At 39.7% G+C, this 15,485-nt stretch carries 7 protein-coding genes, 21 tRNA genes and 2 rRNA genes; 28 read left to right on the top strand and 2 right to left on the bottom strand.

Features of this window, described 5'->3' with window-relative positions; genetic code table 11:
• The first annotated feature begins 330 nt into the window (after positions 1-330).
• The 23 genes from AB3U99_RS17915 (at position 331) to AB3U99_RS17805 (ending at position 5,454) form a co-directional block, all read left to right on the top strand.
• Positions 331-3,270: ribosomal RNA gene (locus AB3U99_RS17915) — 23S ribosomal RNA — on the top strand.
• Between the two features lie 138 nt (positions 3,271-3,408).
• Positions 3,409-3,526, top strand: a 5S ribosomal RNA gene (gene rrf, locus AB3U99_RS17910).
• 9 nt (positions 3,527-3,535) lie between these two features.
• Positions 3,536-3,611, top strand: a tRNA-Val gene (locus AB3U99_RS17905).
• 24 nt (positions 3,612-3,635) lie between these two features.
• Positions 3,636-3,711, top strand: a tRNA-Thr gene (locus tag AB3U99_RS17900).
• A gap of 6 nt (positions 3,712-3,717) precedes the next feature.
• Positions 3,718-3,793 (top strand) — tRNA-Lys (locus AB3U99_RS17895).
• 24 nt (positions 3,794-3,817) lie between these two features.
• Positions 3,818-3,902, top strand: a tRNA-Leu gene (locus AB3U99_RS17890).
• Positions 3,903-3,917: 15 nt separating this feature from the next.
• Positions 3,918-3,992: transfer RNA gene (locus AB3U99_RS17885), tRNA-Gly, on the top strand.
• A gap of 9 nt (positions 3,993-4,001) precedes the next feature.
• Positions 4,002-4,090 (top strand) — tRNA-Leu (locus AB3U99_RS17880).
• Between the two features lie 16 nt (positions 4,091-4,106).
• Positions 4,107-4,183 (top strand) — tRNA-Arg (locus tag AB3U99_RS17875).
• A gap of 8 nt (positions 4,184-4,191) precedes the next feature.
• Positions 4,192-4,268: transfer RNA gene (locus tag AB3U99_RS17870), tRNA-Pro, on the top strand.
• Between the two features lie 12 nt (positions 4,269-4,280).
• Positions 4,281-4,356 (top strand) — tRNA-Ala (locus AB3U99_RS17865).
• A gap of 23 nt (positions 4,357-4,379) precedes the next feature.
• A tRNA-Met gene (locus AB3U99_RS17860) sits at positions 4,380-4,456 on the top strand.
• Between the two features lie 11 nt (positions 4,457-4,467).
• A tRNA-Ile gene (locus AB3U99_RS17855) sits at positions 4,468-4,544 on the top strand.
• 9 nt (positions 4,545-4,553) lie between these two features.
• Positions 4,554-4,646 (top strand) — tRNA-Ser (locus AB3U99_RS17850).
• A 22-nt stretch (positions 4,647-4,668) separates the two neighbouring features.
• A tRNA-Met gene (locus AB3U99_RS17845) sits at positions 4,669-4,742 on the top strand.
• 3 nt (positions 4,743-4,745) lie between these two features.
• Positions 4,746-4,822: transfer RNA gene (locus AB3U99_RS17840), tRNA-Asp, on the top strand.
• A gap of 8 nt (positions 4,823-4,830) precedes the next feature.
• Positions 4,831-4,906, top strand: a tRNA-Phe gene (locus AB3U99_RS17835).
• A gap of 36 nt (positions 4,907-4,942) precedes the next feature.
• Positions 4,943-5,018: transfer RNA gene (locus tag AB3U99_RS17830), tRNA-His, on the top strand.
• A 17-nt stretch (positions 5,019-5,035) separates the two neighbouring features.
• Positions 5,036-5,109 (top strand) — tRNA-Gly (locus AB3U99_RS17825).
• A gap of 6 nt (positions 5,110-5,115) precedes the next feature.
• Positions 5,116-5,192 (top strand) — tRNA-Ile (locus AB3U99_RS17820).
• An 11-nt stretch (positions 5,193-5,203) separates the two neighbouring features.
• Positions 5,204-5,278 (top strand) — tRNA-Asn (locus tag AB3U99_RS17815).
• Between the two features lie 8 nt (positions 5,279-5,286).
• Positions 5,287-5,377: transfer RNA gene (locus AB3U99_RS17810), tRNA-Ser, on the top strand.
• A gap of 5 nt (positions 5,378-5,382) precedes the next feature.
• Positions 5,383-5,454 (top strand) — tRNA-Glu (locus AB3U99_RS17805).
• A gap of 97 nt (positions 5,455-5,551) precedes the next feature.
• Here AB3U99_RS17805 and AB3U99_RS17800 read toward each other — a convergent pair.
• Positions 5,552-5,764: a hypothetical protein gene (locus AB3U99_RS17800; protein ID WP_400242922.1), complete on the bottom strand. Its 213-nt coding sequence runs from the start codon at positions 5,762-5,764 to the stop codon at positions 5,552-5,554.
• A gap of 303 nt (positions 5,765-6,067) precedes the next feature.
• Here AB3U99_RS17800 and glgB point away from each other — a divergent pair, with 303 nt between their 5' ends.
• From glgB to AB3U99_RS17775, 5 genes are read left to right on the top strand one after another with little or no spacing between them, the layout of a single operon-like run.
• Positions 6,068-8,008 (top strand): 1,4-alpha-glucan branching protein GlgB, encoded by a 1,941-nt coding sequence (glgB, locus tag AB3U99_RS17795; RefSeq protein WP_400242920.1) that lies wholly within the window; start codon positions 6,068-6,070, stop codon positions 8,006-8,008.
• Complete coding sequence (locus tag AB3U99_RS17790; protein ID WP_400242918.1) at positions 7,956-9,101, top strand: glucose-1-phosphate adenylyltransferase; 1,146 nt, start codon at positions 7,956-7,958, stop codon at positions 9,099-9,101. Before glgB ends, AB3U99_RS17790 begins: the two co-directional genes overlap by 53 nt.
• A gap of 23 nt (positions 9,102-9,124) precedes the next feature.
• Positions 9,125-10,153, top strand: coding sequence for a sugar phosphate nucleotidyltransferase (locus AB3U99_RS17785; protein WP_400242916.1), 1,029 nt, complete (start codon positions 9,125-9,127; stop codon positions 10,151-10,153).
• On the top strand, positions 10,150-11,604 hold the full coding sequence (glgA, locus tag AB3U99_RS17780) for a glycogen synthase GlgA (protein WP_400242915.1): 1,455 nt from the start codon (positions 10,150-10,152) through the stop codon (positions 11,602-11,604). Before AB3U99_RS17785 ends, glgA begins: the two co-directional genes overlap by 4 nt.
• Entirely contained in the window at positions 11,594-13,996 is a 2,403-nt protein-coding gene (locus AB3U99_RS17775; protein ID WP_400242913.1) for a glycogen/starch/alpha-glucan phosphorylase, read from the top strand. Before glgA ends, AB3U99_RS17775 begins: the two co-directional genes overlap by 11 nt.
• A 634-nt stretch (positions 13,997-14,630) precedes the next feature.
• Here AB3U99_RS17775 and AB3U99_RS17770 read toward each other — a convergent pair.
• The gene (locus AB3U99_RS17770) at positions 14,631-15,383 is read right to left on the bottom strand and encodes a TraR/DksA C4-type zinc finger protein (protein ID WP_400242911.1); all 753 of its coding nucleotides are present in this window, start codon (positions 15,381-15,383) and stop codon (positions 14,631-14,633) included.
• Between the last annotated feature and the right edge of the window lie 102 nt (positions 15,384-15,485).

Below are 15,485 nucleotides of genomic sequence, written 5' to 3'. Positions count from 1 at the left end.
AGCGTACGACAGTACGTGAGGAGCAGAGCGAAGAAGCTGACGAAGAGATGCGAAGTTTATCTTTAGCCGAAATTGTTCCTTGAAAACTAGATTATGAATAGTAAAACAAGAAAGAAACCGAGTAATCGCCATCTTAGATTCTCTATTTTAGAGAATTACTTCTTTGAAAAGTAATCGTATCAATCGAATACTCATTCAAAGATTTGAGAGCAAAGAGAAGCAAGTAGGTCAAGGAAGTGACCGAACGAGCACCGGAGCGTACGTCAGTACGTGAAGAGCAGAGTGAGAGAGCTGACGAAGAGATACGCCGCTTATCTTTGGTCGAAACTAAGTTAAGTTAGAAAGGGCGCACGGTGGATGCCTTGGCACTAGGAGCCGATGAAGGACGGGATTAACACCGATATGCTTTGGGGAGCTGTAAGTAAGCTTTGATCCAGAGATTTCCGAATGGGGAAACCCTCTATCCGTAATGGGATAGAATCTTTACCTGAATACATAGGGTACTGAAGGCAGACCCGGGGAACTGAAACATCTAAGTACCCGGAGGAAGAGAAAGCAAACGCGATTCCCTGAGTAGCGGCGAGCGAAACGGGATTAGCCCAAACCAAGAGGCTTGCCTCTTGGGGTTGTAGGACACTCTATATGGAGTTACAAAGGAACGGGGTAGACGAATCGATCTGGAAAGGTCAGTCGTAGAAGGTAAAAACCCTGTAGTCGAAACTTCGTTCCCTCTTGAGTGTATCCTGAGTACGGCGGGACACGAGAAATCCCGTCGGAAGCAGGGAGGACCATCTCCCAAGGCTAAATACTCCCTAGTGACCGATAGTGAACCAGTACCGTGAGGGAAAGGTGAAAAGCACCCCGGAAGGGGAGTGAAATAGATCCTGAAACCGTGTGCCTACAAGTAGTTAGAGCGCATTTTTAGCGTGATAGCGTGCCTTTTGTAGAATGAACCGGCGAGTTACGATTACATGCGAGGTTAAGTTGATAAGACGGAGCCGCAGCGAAAGCGAGTCTGAATAGGGCGAAATAGTATGTGGTTGTAGACCCGAAACCAGGTGATCTACCCATGTCCAGGGTGAAGTCCAGGTAACACTGGATGGAGGCCCGAACCCACGCACGTTGAAAAGTGCGGGGATGAGGTGTGGGTAGCGGAGAAATTCCAATCGAACTTGGAGATAGCTGGTTCTCTCCGAAATAGCTTTAGGGCTAGCCTCAAGATTTAGAGTATTGGAGGTAGAGCACTGTTTGGACTAGGGGCCCCCATCGGGTTACCGAATTCAGACAAACTCCGAATGCCAAATACTTATTCTTGGGAGTCAGACTACGAGTGATAAGATCCGTGGTCAAGAGGGAAACAGCCCAGACCACCAGCTAAGGTCCCAAAGTATACGTTAAGTGGAAAAGGATGTGGAGTTGCTTAGACAACCAGGATGTTGGCTTAGAAGCAGCCACCATTTAAAGAGTGCGTAATAGCTCACTGGTCGAGTGACTCTGCGCCGAAAATGTACCGGGGCTAAACGTATCACCGAAGCTGTGGATTGACATCTACGATGTCAGTGGTAGGAGAGCGTTCTAAGTGCGTCGAAGCTAGACCGTAAGGACTGGTGGAGCGCTTAGAAGTGAGAATGCCGGTATGAGTAGCGAAAGATGAGTGAGAATCTCATCCACCGAATGCCTAAGGTTTCCTGAGGAAGGCTCGTCCGCTCAGGGTTAGTCGGGACCTAAGCCGAGGCTGAAAAGCGTAGGCGATGGACAACAGGTTGATATTCCTGTACCACCTTTAAATCGTTTGAGCAATGGGGGGACGCAGGAGGATAGGGTAAGCGTGCTGTTGGATTAGCACGTCCAAGCAGTTAGGCTGGTAATGAGGTAAATCCCATTACCACAAAAGCGGAGCTGTGACGGCGAGGGAAATATAGTACCGAAGTTCCTGATTCCACACTGCCAAGAAAAGCCTCTAGCGAGATTTATGGTGCCCGTACCGCAAACCGACACAGGTAGGCGAGGAGAGAATCCTAAGGTGAGCGAGAGAACTCTCGTTAAGGAACTCGGCAAAATGACCCCGTAACTTCGGGAGAAGGGGTGCTCTTTTGGGTGTTAAAGCCCGAGAGAGCCGCAGTGAATAGGCCCAGGCGACTGTTTAGCAAAAACACAGGTCTCTGCGAAGCCGCAAGGCGAAGTATAGGGGCTGACACCTGCCCGGTGCTGGAAGGTTAAGAGGAGGGGTTAGCACGTTAAGTGCGAAGCTCTGAATTGAAGCCCCAGTAAACGGCGGCCGTAACTATAACGGTCCTAAGGTAGCGAAATTCCTTGTCGGGTAAGTTCCGACCCGCACGAAAGGTGTAACGATCTGGGCACTGTCTCAACGAGAGACTCGGTGAAATTATAGTACCTGTGAAGATGCAGGTTACCCGCGACAGGACGGAAAGACCCCGTGGAGCTTTACTGCAGCCTGATATTGAATTTTGGTACAGCTTGTACAGGATAGGTAGGAGCCTTGGAAGCCGGAGCGCTAGCTTCGGTGGAGGCATTGGTGGGATACTACCCTGGCTGTATTGACATTCTAACCCGCACCCCTTATCGGGGTGGGAGACAGTGTCAGGTGGGCAGTTTGACTGGGGCGGTCGCCTCCTAAAAAGTAACGGAGGCGCCCAAAGGTTCCCTCAGAATGGTTGGAAATCATTCGTAGAGTGTAAAGGCACAAGGGAGCTTGACTGCGAGACCTACAAGTCGAGCAGGGACGAAAGTCGGGCTTAGTGATCCGGTGGTTCCGCATGGAAGGGCCATCGCTCAACGGATAAAAGCTACCCCGGGGATAACAGGCTTATCTCCCCCAAGAGTCCACATCGACGGGGAGGTTTGGCACCTCGATGTCGGCTCATCGCATCCTGGGGCTGTAGTCGGTCCCAAGGGTTGGGCTGTTCGCCCATTAAAGCGGTACGCGAGCTGGGTTCAGAACGTCGTGAGACAGTTCGGTCCCTATCCGTCGTGGGCGTAGGAAATTTGAGAGGAGCTGTCCTTAGTACGAGAGGACCGGGATGGACGCACCGCTGGTGTACCAGTTGTCTTGCCAAAGGCATCGCTGGGTAGCTATGTGCGGAAGGGATAAGTGCTGAAAGCATCTAAGCATGAAGCCCCCCTCAAGATGAGATTTCCCGTAGCGCAAGCTAGTAAGATCCCTGAAAGATGATCAGGTTGATAGGTCAGAGGTGGAAGCGTGGCGACATGTGGAGCTGACTGATACTAATAGATCGAGGACTTAACTAAAAACTCTTAGCGTAAGCTAAGAAAGATTACTCAATTCTTATCTTTACTTCATAATCTAGTTTTCAGGGAATAATTTTTCAAAATTATACTTGAAAAAATCTCAAAAACATGTATAATAAAATATGTCTTGAGAAAAAGTCTGGTGGCAATAGCGAGAAGGTCACACCCGTTCCCATACCGAACACGGAAGTTAAGCTTCTAAAGCGCCGATGGTAGTTGGGGGTTCTCCCCCTGTGAGAGTAGGACGTCGCCAGGCTTTATATATGGAGGATTAGCTCAGCTGGGAGAGCATCTGCCTTACAAGCAGAGGGTCGGCGGTTCGATCCCGTCATCCTCCACCATTATTATTGGACAAACTATTATATGCCGGTTTAGCTCAATTGGTAGAGCAACTGACTTGTAATCAGTAGGTTGGGGGTTCAAGTCCTCTAGCCGGCACCACTTTTTGAGCCATTAGCTCAGTCGGTAGAGCATCTGACTTTTAATCAGAGGGTCGGAGGTTCGAATCCTCCATGGCTCACCATATAGTAAATATTGGTTTTATTAAGCGGGTGTGGCGGAATTGGCAGACGCACTAGACTTAGGATCTAGCGCCGCAAGGCGTGGGGGTTCGACTCCCTTCACCCGCACCAATTAATTAAATATATGCGGAAGTAGTTCAGTGGTAGAACACCACCTTGCCAAGGTGGGGGTCGCGGGTTCGAATCCCGTCTTCCGCTCCAAAAAACAATGCCGGGGTGGCGGAACTGGCAGACGCACAGGACTTAAAATCCTGCGGTAGGTGACTACCGTACCGGTTCGATTCCGGTCCTCGGCACCATTGTTTTGAAATTAATGCGCCCGTAGCTCAATTGGATAGAGCGTCTGACTACGGATCAGAAGGTTATGGGTTCGACTCCTTTCGGGCGCGCCATTATATTTCGGGAAGTAGCTCAGCTTGGTAGAGCACTTGGTTTGGGACCAAGGGGTCGCAGGTTCGAATCCTGTCTTCCCGACCAGCGAAACATTTCGGGGCCTTAGCTCAGCTGGGAGAGCGCCTGCCTTGCACGCAGGAGGTCAGCGGTTCGATCCCGCTAGGCTCCACCAATATTTACATTTATTAATATGATGGCGGCGTAGCTCAGCTGGCTAGAGCGTACGGTTCATACCCGTGAGGTCGGGGGTTCGATCCCCTCTGCCGCTACCATAAAAAAAATTGGACCTTTAGCTCAGTTGGTTAGAGCAGACGGCTCATAACCGTCCGGTCGTAGGTTCGAGTCCTACAAGGTCCACCATATCATTGAGGAGGAATACCCAAGTCCGGCTGAAGGGATCGGTCTTGAAAACCGACAGGCGGGTCAAACCGCGCGGGGGTTCGAATCCCCCTTCCTCCTCCATTAGATTTACTTATATTATTATCGCGGGGTGGAGCAGTCTGGTAGCTCGTCGGGCTCATAACCCGAAGGTCGCAGGTTCAAATCCTGTCCCCGCAATCTGGTCCGGTAGTTCAGTTGGTTAGAATGCCTGCCTGTCACGCAGGAGGTCGCGGGTTCGAGTCCCGTCCGGACCGCCATTTAAATTGGCTCAGTAGCTCAGTCGGTAGAGCAAAGGACTGAAAATCCTTGTGTCGGCGGTTCGATTCCGTCCTGAGCCACCATTTTAGATTTTCTAAAATGTAGACTTTAATACAGTGGCGGCTATGGCGAAGTGGTTAACGCATCGGATTGTGGCTCCGACACTCGTGGGTTCGATTCCCATTAGTCGCCCCATTATAAAAATTAAATATGCGGGTGTAGTTTAATGGTAAAACCTCAGCCTTCCAAGCTGATGTCGTGGGTTCGATTCCCATCACCCGCTCCATATTTAGGGCCTATAGCTCAGCTGGTTAGAGCGCACGCCTGATAAGCGTGAGGTCGATGGTTCGAGTCCATTTAGGCCCACCATAAAAAAATATTCCGCAGTAGCTCAGTGGTAGAGCATTCGGCTGTTAACCGAACGGTCGTAGGTTCGAGTCCTACCTGCGGAGCCATTTTTTTTGGGGAAGTACTCAAGAGGCTGAAGAGGCGCCCCTGCTAAGGGTGTAGGTCGCGTAAGCGGCGCGAGGGTTCAAATCCCTCCTTCTCCGCCATTATTGGCCCGTTGGTCAAGCGGTTAAGACACCGCCCTTTCACGGCGGTAACACGGGTTCGAATCCCGTACGGGTCATAAAAAAACTGATAGCATATGCTATCAGTTTTTTTTTGATTTAAGCAAGTTTGCCGTTGATCATTGAAGTGATAAAAATGAGAAATTTTAGTTTTTATTAAAATTTCCCCCGTCTTAAATTTTCTTCCCATTTATCCTCACTTGTAAATAATTTGTTGCCAGGATTATTTAAATCAAAATCGGAAAGGAATCCGGTATATGGACCCCTAAACATATCAACAGCAAGTATTTTTTGGTCTGAGGCTTCAAAGAATGGATTGTATTTTTTTGGTGTTTGTTCATTAAGATATTCCTCTTCACTTTTACTCATAATAGATTACCTTCCTTATTTTTAGAAATCCTTCTTAGTATTCCGTATCATTCAAAATCTATGATAAAAATTCACAATCTAAATTAGTCAATTAAACATAAAAAGTTTTATAATATCATAAAATTTTAAAAACAAAAAAGGATTTACACTTTATTGATAGAATATTAAAATTAATCGAATTTAATTCTATTTACAATTTTTGCAACGATTGTTGTAATTTGTTTTGGAAACTGAAAAAAAGGGAATTATCATGTACAAAGTGTAAAATTTAGTCAATTAATATTATATGTAATAGAAAGTAGGATGACAGTGGAGACAGTATATCCAACAGAATTTCAACTACATTTATTTCACGAAGGTAACTTGTTTGAGAGTTATAGATTATTTGGATCCCATGTTCATGATAAAAATGGAGAGGGTTACACGAGTTTTTGTGTATGGGCTCCCAATGCTCTAAGTGTTCAATTGGTTGGGGATTTTAATAATTGGAATGGCGAAGGTTATTCACTTGAACGAATTAATAACGAAGGTGTGTGGCTTGTAAATGTAAATAAGGATTTAACAGGTGAAATGTATAAATATAAATTAACATCACCTGATGGAAAAGTGCTTCTTAAGGCTGACCCATATGCTTTTTTCTCCGAAGTAAGGCCCCATACAGCTTCTATTGTTTATTCATTGGAAGGCTATAAGTGGAATGATTCAAAATGGAAACAGAAAAAGTCAAAAAAGAATTACTTAAATGAACCACTAGCTATATATGAAGTTCATTTAGGATCTTGGAGAATTCATGACAATGGGGATCTTTATTCCTATAGAGAACTTGCAGGTGAATTAATCCCTTATGTGATAGAGCAAGGATTTACTCATATTGAGGTGCTGCCTTTAGTAGAACATCCACTTGATATATCTTGGGGATACCAAGGAACAGGCTATTATGCTGCAACAAGCAGATTTGGAGAGCCTAAGGATTTAATGTATTTTATCGACCAATGTCATCAGCACGGTCTAGGAGTTATTTTAGACTGGGTTCCAGGACATTTCTGTAAGGATGCTCACGGATTATATCAATTTGACGGAACGAGTCAATTTGATTATGCCAATCCAGTTGATCGAGAGAATTATGTTTGGGGAACTGCAAATTTTGATTTAGGAAAAAAAGAAGTTCAGAGCTTCCTTATTTCAAACGCTATTTTTTGGATGGAATATTTTCATGTCGATGGATTTAGAGTAGATGCTGTCTCCAATATAATTTATTGGCCAAATTCCAATGAAAACACTGTGAATCAATATGGAATCGATTTCCTCCAAAAACTGAATCAAACAGTAGGTCAATATGATCCATCAGTCTTGATGTTTGCTGAGGATTCCACTGATTGGCCACAAGTAACTGCCCCAGTCCATTATGGTGGTATTGGATTCCACTATAAATGGAATATGGGATGGATGAATGATATTTTAACCTATATGGAAACTGATTCAGTTAATAGAAAGCATGTACATGATAAAGTCTCCTTTTCTCTGCATTATGCATTTTCCGAAAATTTTGTTTTGTCCTTTTCACATGATGAAGTTGTTCATGGGAAAAAATCGTTAGTAGATAAGATGGCAGGAGATTATTGGCAAAAGTTTGCTCAATTCCGTCTTCTTTTAGGATACATGATTGCACATCCAGGAAAAAAATTATTATTTATGGGAAATGAATTTGCACACTTTGCAGAATGGAAAGATAAGGAACAGTTAGATTGGATGTTGCTAGATTATGAGATGCACCAAAAAGCAAATGAGTACATAAAGGAATTATTAAAAATCTACAAAAGATCTAAGCCTCTGTATCAAATGGATCATGTTAACGATGGCTTTGATTGGATTGATGTAAATAATAGAGACCAATCTATATTCTCCTTTATACGCAAAGCTGAAAAAGAAGAGGATTATTTAGTCGTTATTTGTAATTTTACCTATCATACATATGAAAATTACAGGGTGGGTGTTCCTCTAAATAACTCTTTCCGAGAAATATTAAATAGTGACACTGATAGATTTGGTGGAGCTAATTATATAAATAAAAAAGTAATAAAAGCAGAAAACGTAGAATTTCATGGTAGACCTTTTTCTGTTCAACTAACAATACCAGCTTTTAGTATGATTGTTTTACGTCCAGTTCAACATCGAAAGGGGAGAAAAGGAAATGGGAAAGAAACGGTGCGTCGCAATGCTTCTAGCAGGAGGAAAGGGGAGTAGGCTATATTCATTAACCAAGAGTTTAGCAAAGCCAGCTATTCCTTTTGGAGGGAAATATCGAATTATTGACTTCACCTTAAGTAATTGCTCTAATTCTGGAATAGAAACAGTTGGTGTTTTAACACAGTATCAGCCACTAGTTTTAAACTCGTACATTGGAATAGGGAGTGCATGGGACTTAGATCGTGTTAATGGAGGTGTAACTGTTTTGCCTCCGTATAGTGAATCTTCCGAAGTGAAATGGTATACAGGAACAGCAAGTGCCATATATCAAAACCAGAACTATTTGTCTCAATATGATCCTGAATATGTTCTTATTTTATCTGGGGATCATATTTATAAAATGAATTACGAGGAGATGCTTGAATATCATATTAGCAAGCACGCAGATGCCTCTATCTCTGTTATTCAAGTAGGTTGGGAAGAAGCTAGTAGATTTGGAATTATGAATACAAATAAAGAAATGGACATCATTGAATTTGAGGAGAAGCCAAAACATCCAAAGAATAATTTAGCCTCTATGGGTATTTATATTTTTAAATGGAAAGTATTAAAAGAATTACTAGAAGAAGATAATTTAAATAAAAATTCATCACATGATTTTGGGAAAGATATCATTCCTTTATTAATAGAAAAGCAGAAGAAGGTTGTGGCCTACCCTTTTAAAGGCTATTGGAAAGATGTTGGAACTGTGCAAAGCCTTTGGGAAGCAAATATGGATTTATTGGATGATACTAGCAAATTAAATATAACTGATTATAATTGGAGAATTTATACTGTTAATCCAAATCATCCACCACAATATATTTCTAATGATGCACTGGTTAGAGAGTCCATGGTAAATGAAGGATGTATTATTAGCGGGAATTTAGAAAAATCAATAGTCTTTCAAGGTGTAACTGTAGGAAAAGGGACAATCATTCGCAGTTCTGTAATAATGCCTGATGCAAAGATTGGCAACAATGTTTATATTGAGAAGGCTATTGTCCCTTCTGACATTACAATTCCAGATGGAATGGTCATTAAACCAAATAAAGACGTAGATGAAGTTGTGCTAGTTACTGAAGAAATGGTTAATGAAATGATTTCCTAACAAACTAGATAGGAGGGAATAAGATGATAAGATCAATGCTGGGCATAATTGATGCAACAACACATATGGAAGATTTAGAAGAGTTAACTGCTCATCGCACACTTGCTGCACTTCCGATTGGTGGACGATATCGTTTAATCGATTTTGTTCTATCCAATATGGTGAACTCTGGAATAGGAAGTGTTGCTATTTTTCCAAAGTATCAGTATCGCTCTTTAATGGATCATTTAGGATCAGGGAAAAACTGGGACTTGGATAGAAAAAGAGATGGTTTATTTTTCTTCCCTGCATCAATGTCTGATACCAATACAGATGGAATAGGTTCTTTTAATCATTTTGCAGCAAATATGGATTATTTTAAAAGAAGCAAGCAGGAATATGCATTAGTTGCGAATTGCTTTACAGTGTTTAATATGAATTTTACTCCTGTATTAGAACGTCATCTCTCATCCGGCTGTGATATAACAGAAATTACCAATAATAGGAGTTCGTTAGAAATATATCTAATTAAGAAATCAAAGCTAATTGAATTAATAGATTCAAGGGATGATAAGGGTTATACATGTATGAAGGATGTTGTATTAGATATTAATAACCAGCTAAAAATATGTGAATACGAATATAACGGCTATGCCGAAAAAATAAATTCTATATCTAGTTACTATCGTGTAAGCAAAGATATCTTAAAATCAAATGTATGGAATCAGCTTTTTATAAAAGAGAGACCAATATTTACGAAAGTGAAAGATGAACCACCTACTCGGTATACAAGTACAGGTGAAGTAAAAAACTCTATGATAGCAAATGGATGTTTTATTGAAGGCGATATTACTAATAGTATTATTTCTAGAGCGGTTAAAGTTGGAAAAGGGTCTAGTTTGAAGAATTGTATTATTATGCAAAAATGCACAATTGGAGAAAATTGTAATTTAGACTCTGTTATTCTTGATAAGGATGTTACAGTTGAAAGTGGTACAGTGATGACGGGTACTGCTAGTTCTCCCTTTGTAGTAAGAAAAGGAACCGTGCAAGGAGCGTTGATGAATTCGTGAGAGTATTATTTGCAGTTTCAGAATGTGTACCATTTATAAAATCTGGAGGACTGGCAGATGTAGCTGGTTCTCTTCCAAAAGAATTAAAAAAACAAGGAACAGATGTAGCAGTAATTATGCCAAAATATCAAGATATCCCTGCCCATTTACTTGCGAACATAGAGAAGAAAAGATATTTCTACGTGCCGGTAGGCTGGCGAAATCAGTATTGCGGAATTGAGCAATTAGAAGTTGACGGTATCACTTTTTATTTTATTGATAATGAGTGGTATTTTAAGAGAAGTGGCTTATATGGCTATGGGGATGATGGGGAACGGTATGCATTCTTTAATCGAGCCGTATTAGAAAGTTTACCATATTTAGACGATTATCCAGATATCATTCATTGCCACGATTGGCATACAGCGATGATTCCTTTCTTATTGAATGTTGACTATAAATGGAAAAAAGAGTACAGCGATATTAAAACTGTATTTACCATACATAATCTTCAGTTTCAAGGAATATTACCAAGAGAGGTTCTTGGTGATTTATTTAATGTAAATGATTATTATTTCACATCAGAAAATTTAGAATTCTATGGCAATGTGAATTTAATGAAAGGAGGACTTATCTCCGCCGATAAAATTACAACAGTAAGTCCTACTTATAAAAACGAAATCCAAACAGAATATTATGGAGAGAAGCTGAATAATGTATTAAAGCAGAGAGAGTCTGATTTATACGGCATTATTAATGGTATTGACGAAGAAACATACAATCCGGAAACAGATCAAATGATAGCTGCTAACTATACGGTTACTTCTTTAGAGAAAAAGAAAGAAAATAAAAAATTTATTCAGCAGAAGTTTGGCTTAAAGGAAGATCCGGATATTCCAATTATTTGTATGATATCAAGATTAACTAGTCAAAAGGGATTAGAGCTAGTTAGACATGTATTTCATGAAATGATGAAAGAAGAAGTACAGTTTCTAGTATTAGGAACAGGCGATCCGGATTTTGAAAATTTTTTCCGTGAAATGGAATATACGTATTCAGACAAATGTAAAGCCTATATTGGATTTGATGAAGACTTAGCTCATCAAATGTATGCAGGGGCAGATTTATTTCTAATGCCTTCTAAGTTTGAACCTTGTGGCTTAGGTCAGTTAATTGCTTTGCGATATGGCAATATCCCAATTGTTAGAGAAACAGGTGGACTTAATGACACAGTACTCTCTTACAATGAATGGACTGAAGAGGGGAATGGATTTAGTTTCACCAATTTTAATGCACATGATATGCTTTACACAATTAGAAGAAGCATTCATTTTTATAAAGAGGATAAAGAACTATGGCATAAACTAATGAAGAATGCAATGTCAATGGATAATAGCTGGGCTCAATCTGCATTCAAATATAATCAATTATATGCAGAGCTTATCTCGAGGAGTGAATCCCATGTTTTCTAATAAGGAACGATTTAAAAGGTATTTTTTACAAAGGCTTGAGATGACTTATGGAAAAACCTTTGAAGATACAACAAGCAGTGATCATTTTCAAACATTAGGTCATATGATTAGAGAGTATGTAAGCTCGAATTGGATTCAGACAAATGAGCAAAGTCGGAAAAGTAGCGGGAAAGAGGTTTATTATCTTTCGATTGAATTTTTATTAGGAAGATTGCTTCATAATAACTTAATTAATTTAGGTATTGATCAAGTAGTAATAGACGGACTAGCAGATTTAGGTATTGATTTTTTTGAAGTCGAAGAAATAGAACATGATGCTGGTCTTGGAAATGGTGGTTTAGGAAGACTTGCTGCTTGTTTCTTGGATTCTCTAGCTACATTGAACTTGCCAGGACATGGTTGTGGAATTCGATATAAGCACGGATTATTCGAACAACGAATTGTCGATGGATATCAAATTGAGTTGCCAGAACAATGGCTAAAGCAAGGACAGGTTTGGGAAGTTAGAAAAGAAGATCTAGCAGTAGATATTTATTTCTGGGGAAATATTGATATGTATAAGAAGGACGGAAAGTTACAGTTTCGACATTTAAATGCCGAAACTGTAACAGCAGTTCCACATGATGTACCAGTAATAGGCTACCATACGACAACAGTAAATACCTTGAGGCTCTGGAATGCAGAACCGTCTTCTTTGATTGCAAAAGATGTAAAAGATATTATGCGTTATAAAAGGGAAACAGAATCGATTTCAGGCTTTTTATATCCAGATGATTCTAATGATGAAGGGAAAATTTTGCGATTAAAGCAACAATATTTTTTAGTATCTGCAAGCCTTCAATCCATTGTTAGAAATTATAAGCAGCAACATAAAAATATTAGTGAAATGCATCACTATATAAGTATCCATGTCAATGATACTCATCCAGTATTAGCAATCCCTGAGTTAATGAGAATATTAATGGATAATGAGGGATTAGGATGGGATGAAGCATGGAATATAACTACAAAAACAATCTCTTACACCAATCATACCACACTATCTGAAGCATTAGAGCAATGGCCAATCTATATTTTTCAGCCTTTACTACCAAGGATTTATATGATAATTGATGAAATAAATGAGCGTTTTTGTAAGAATTTATGGGATAAGTATCCTGGTGATTTTTCGAAAATTGAGAAAATGGCAATAATTGCAGGTGGTATGATTAAGATGGCTCATTTAGCTTTAGTGGGCAGCCATAGCGTAAATGGAGTAGCAGAAATTCACACAGAAATTTTAAAGAAACGAGAAATGGCAAATTTCTATGCTTTTTATCCAGAAAAGTTTAATAACAAAACGAATGGTATCACTCATAGAAGATGGTTAATAAAGTCAAATCCAAAGCTTGCCAATTTAATCTCTCAAACAATTGGCGATAAATGGATGGATGAGCCATCGGATTTAAGGGAATTACTTGCTTATCAGGAAGATGTAAATTTCAAAGAAAACCTTGCAGCGATAAAGCAAAGTAATAAGGAGATACTTGCCAAGATAATTAAGGACAAAAATGGTATACTTGTAGATCCTTCGTCTATTTTCGATGTTCAAGTAAAAAGATTGCATGCATATAAGAGGCAATTATTAAATATTCTGCACATCATGTCTCTTTATAATAAGCTGAGGGAAGATCCATCTATTGATATGGAGCCAAGAACATTTATATTCGGAGCAAAGGCTTCTCCTGGATATTATTATGCCAAAAAAATTATCAAGTTAATTAATTCTGTTGCTCAAAAGGTTAACAACGACAAAAGGATTCAAAATAAATTAAAGGTTGTTTTTCTGGAAAATTATCGGGTTTCTTTAGCCGAACATATTTTTCCTGCTGCAGATATTAGTGAACAAATATCAACAGCTAGTAAAGAGGCTTCAGGTACCGGTAATATGAAGTTCATGATGAATGGTGCGCTTACTGTTGGCACACTAGATGGAGCAAATATTGAAATGCATGATTTAGTAGGGGACGATAATATATTTATCTTTGGAATGAATCCCAATCAAGTATTAGAATTATATCAAAATGGTGGCTATAGCTCTCGGGAGTATTATTATCATGACGATAGAATCCATGAAGTGGTCAATCAATTGAAAGATGGTTTCTATGATCACCCATCTAATGAATTTGATCCGATCTTTGATTCCTTGCTTATAGAGAATGATCAGTTTTTTGTATTAAAAGATTTTCATTCGTATGCAAAAGTACATGAAGAGGTCAATCAAGCATTTAAGAATAAGCAAAATTGGCTACAAAAAAGTATTGTGAATATAGCAATGTCAGGACATTTTTCAAGTGATCGAACAATAAAACAATATGCAGATGAAATTTGGAATATAAAACCCTATTCATAATTTTTAAGAGGCTGGGACAAAACTGAATAGCCAATCTGTAAAGACGAACAATCCTTAATTTAGTTCTTAAATAAAGGCTACTTTTTCATGCTAGTTAGTTATGATTTTAAATATAGTCAGTGTAAAAACTAATTCATTTTTAAAGATTGTTTTTCTATAAACTATTATGGAAATAGAAAAAATTAATTAATTGGAAAGACGGAGCAGCCTGAATACACGTAGACTCCTATGGGAGCTGCGAGAAAGTCCGAGACCCCGCAGGAACGTGAGTTAGGCCACTGAAAAAGTGATTAATCTGAGAAAGTAATGTGGATTTCATCAATATATATATAATATGAAGAAGTTACCCACCTATATATAGTAGGTGATTAACTTCTTTTTCTCATTTCATGGACTTTTTCAGTGCCCTCAACGTGAGTTGTGAGGAGGCTTGGCGCTCGCCCCATGGAAAGCGAAGTGTATTCAGCCTGCGGATAATAACACCATCTTTACTGAAACAGCCTTTTATAAACCAATATAAACCCGAACAATCATATGGAACTTCGTATGGTTGTTCGGGTTTATTTATGGCTGGAATACTTATGTCCCAGCCTCTTATAGTTTCACCCAATTAATACGGATAAGGAGGAAAGGATTATTCCTCTTCTTCCTCCTTATCATCTGTGTATCCATCCGATTCGTGGTAGGGAACATCGCCAAAAGGAGCTTCAATTCCTTCGTCATCTAATGCTTGTTCATACTTTTCATGTACTTTAGTACGATAAACAGTGCGTTCCGATCCATCGATATTTGTAGCTACAAATGTTTCATAGTCCTCTGTAAAACCTTCGTCATCGCTTTCTCGATCATAAAGACTCCCATAATCTTCAAAATCTCCTCTTAAATCAGATGGAGTCTCAGAAGTGCCATAACGAGCTACTTCCTGAAAACTATCTTCATAGTCTCTGACAGCACCAGTATCATAGTGGCGATACTGATTCCCATGAGCTAATTCGAGCATATCTTCCTCGACTGGGCGATCAGAAGCAATAAATTGCTCGTGGCTATATTCCTTAAGAGTTAGTGCAGTTGGAATGGCTTCTAATCTTTCATAGGGAATCTCTTTGCCTGAAACCGTACAAGTTCCATATGATCCATCTTCAATTGCCCTTAAAGCATTATTTATTTTATCCAATTCAGATTGATCGTGCTGTTCAAGAGCAAAATCTTTTTCTCTCTCATATAACTCAGTTCCCATATCTGCCGGATGGTTATCATAATTCGATAATTCTCCAACAGATTCCCGTGCATTTTCCTCACTTACATATTCATCAATTCGATTTAAAATCTCCGCTTTTCTTTCTTCAAGCTCTCGTTTCAAATGATTTTTTTGTTCTGTTGATAACAAGTTAAACACATCCTTATCCATGCAATTGTAATAATGGTAGTATAAGCGTATTTAGCAAAATTAAACGGTAAGAAAAGTTGTTCATAAATTTCCCTATTTTCT

Origin of the sequence: Niallia tiangongensis (assembly GCF_044704065.1) — a bacterium.
Classification (GTDB): Bacteria; Bacillota; Bacilli; order Bacillales; family Cytobacillaceae; genus Niallia; species Niallia tiangongensis.
Note: the sequence above shows the minus strand (reverse complement) of the source record. Positions and strands in the feature narration are given on the sequence as shown.